Genomic DNA, 2,114 nt, shown 5'->3' on the forward strand with positions numbered 1-2,114 from the left:
AAGGGGGGGGTATCCCCCCTGGCCCCCCTTGGAAAGGGGGGGGTATCCCCCCTGGCCCCCCTTGGAAAGGGGGGGGTTGGAGTCAATCGCACCTAGGATACAATCCAAAAATTGTTGGCGTTTGGCGTGACTTTTACATTGGGTAAACAGTTGCTCGAATTGATCGACGACCAACACCGCCGCCGGGGCTTCGGTTTGGGCAATCAGCCGTTGTAAGCCTTCGGCCCCTTGGGCGAGTTCGGCGTTAACCCGGTCGAAGGAGTGATATTCGTCTACCAAGACGCGGGCTAAACTCTCTAGGGGGTCGTCTCCGGGTTTGAAGGGGTGGTAAATTTTCCAGGATTGGGTGTCGGGGAAGCGATCTCCTTTCTCCAATTCGGGGATTAATCCGGCCCTGACTACTGAGGATTTCCCACTGCCAGAAATCCCCAATACTGCCAAAAATGAGTGGTCATGGATGCGATTGACTAAGGTTTTCGTCAGTTTCTGGCGACCGAAGAAATAGGGGGCGTCTTCTTTTTGAAAGGCGGCCAATCCTTTATAGGGATTTTTCCCCGTCACTACCGCTTTCTCGCGTTCCCGTGACGGTTCGTTGTCCGGGTCGATTAAGATAATCTCGCCGTCGCGATTGAGACATTTTGGGGTTTGCCCGCAAGGTTCTAACGCTTGGATGAGATAGTGGGAGAGGGTGACGGTACTCACGACGCCCTCCTGCTGCAACCCTTGCAATAATGCCTCGGCGAATACGCTATGTTCGGCTGTGGTGGACTCATACGCCAATTCCGGCGCGCCACAAGCGGATATCAAACAGCGCGTCACTCGTTCCGATTGTCCCGGATCGGCTTCTTGATAGTTGAAGAGTTCCCCGGAATGGCAGCAGTCGAGAATCGCGATTTGCTGTTTGACGGGACTGTGTTCTAAAACTTGCCGCAAGTATGGCAGGGATACCCCCCATTTCTCGGTGCTATTACTCTCGGGGTTGGCGCGACTGGTGGCTAGAAATCCTTGGGTGAGGTGACCTTTCACCTGTCGCAACCCATGTCCGGCAAAAAATAGTAGGGCTATTTCTGGAGGCTGTTTTTCCGGTTCCGAGATGGCAAATAACCAGTCGATCGCCTGTTCTAATTCATGATGGCACAATTGTTTCTGGGAATCCACCTGCCATGCTTCCCAATCCCCCCCTAGCCCCCCCTTTGAAAGGGGGGGATGGGATGCGGAAGGCAACCGTCTGATATCGTCAAAGCCAATTTCCCGCAGTCGTCGGGCTACCGCATTGGCATCATTGGCGGGGGTTCCCAGGTTTTTTAAATGTCTATAAGTGTTAATCCCAACGACTAAAGCTCTTTTCATCATTCCATTCTGCGATATAATGTTCAAAAGGCTCTGGCTCAGGGTAGGGATAAATACGGACGTTAGCAAAGCCTTGCCCGTAGACGCCCGAAGGGCGGCTGAGTGCAAGGTAGGGCTATAGTCCGCCGACGCGAGCTAATTTCAAACCGAGGTTTGACAAGCAGATGTCGGATTCCCCCGTTGCAATATCGCCATTCTAACCTATAGACTCGATGATGAATTCCAATCTTGACAAAACTTTACTCGCTTTGTTGCTGGCCCTCCACCACCTGGATGCCGATCTGGCGGCGGATGATATGGAGGCTTTAGAAGAACTGGGGGAGTTGCTGGAAGATGACCCGGAGGCGGAGTCGGTTTCTGAGGAGGTGGAGGCCATTTGTGCCGCCAATCCGGCTTTAGAGCAATTGTATCGAGAAGCTCTGACAAAACTCGCTCCTTTGGATGAGGAGAAGTTAGCCAGTGGTTTGCCCCCGACAACCGAGCTTGAGAAACAACTGGAAATTACGGAACGCGATCGCGGGTATGTGCCGAAGGGGACAGCCAATCGGAAAAGTCGCGAACTGGTGAATATCAGCCGGGAAATTATGAAGCGCGATCGACCGGACCGAAGTGCGAAAAAACTGGAGTTTCTGCAACAGTATTGGGAGTTACCCCAAACGCCAATCTAATCGGCAAGGTGGGGGATGGAGGCGGGGGATTGAAATCGCGCCTGGGCAAGCCAAGTCCGCCTACGCGGACTAATTTTTCTAACTCGTTCCCAGGCT

The 2,114-nt window shown here is 53.2% G+C and carries 2 protein-coding genes; one reads left to right on the plus strand and one right to left on the minus strand.

Annotated elements, in window-relative coordinates; all coding sequences use genetic code 11:
• Positions 1-1,353: nSTAND1 domain-containing NTPase (locus LKK83_RS00600; RefSeq protein WP_324628791.1), on the minus strand; the 1,353-nt coding region annotated here is incomplete at its 3' end.
• A 209-nt stretch (positions 1,354-1,562) separates the two neighbouring features.
• On the opposite strand from LKK83_RS00600, the gene LKK83_RS00605 reads away from it, so the two are divergent.
• On the plus strand, positions 1,563-2,018 hold the full coding sequence (locus LKK83_RS00605) for a hypothetical protein (protein WP_324628792.1): 456 nt from the start codon (positions 1,563-1,565) through the stop codon (positions 2,016-2,018).
• Positions 2,019-2,114: the final 96 nt, after the last annotated feature.

The sequence above is a fragment of the Phormidium sp. CCY1219 genome (assembly GCF_035615515.1).
Lineage (GTDB): Bacteria > Cyanobacteriota > Cyanobacteriia > Cyanobacteriales > Laspinemataceae > CCY1219.

What these genes read in the sequence shown, in the direction of transcription:
- LKK83_RS00605 (WP_324628792.1), top strand. Translation starts at nt 1,563, where the DNA reads ATGATGAATTCCAATCTTGACAAAACTTTACTCGCTTTGTTGCTGGCC.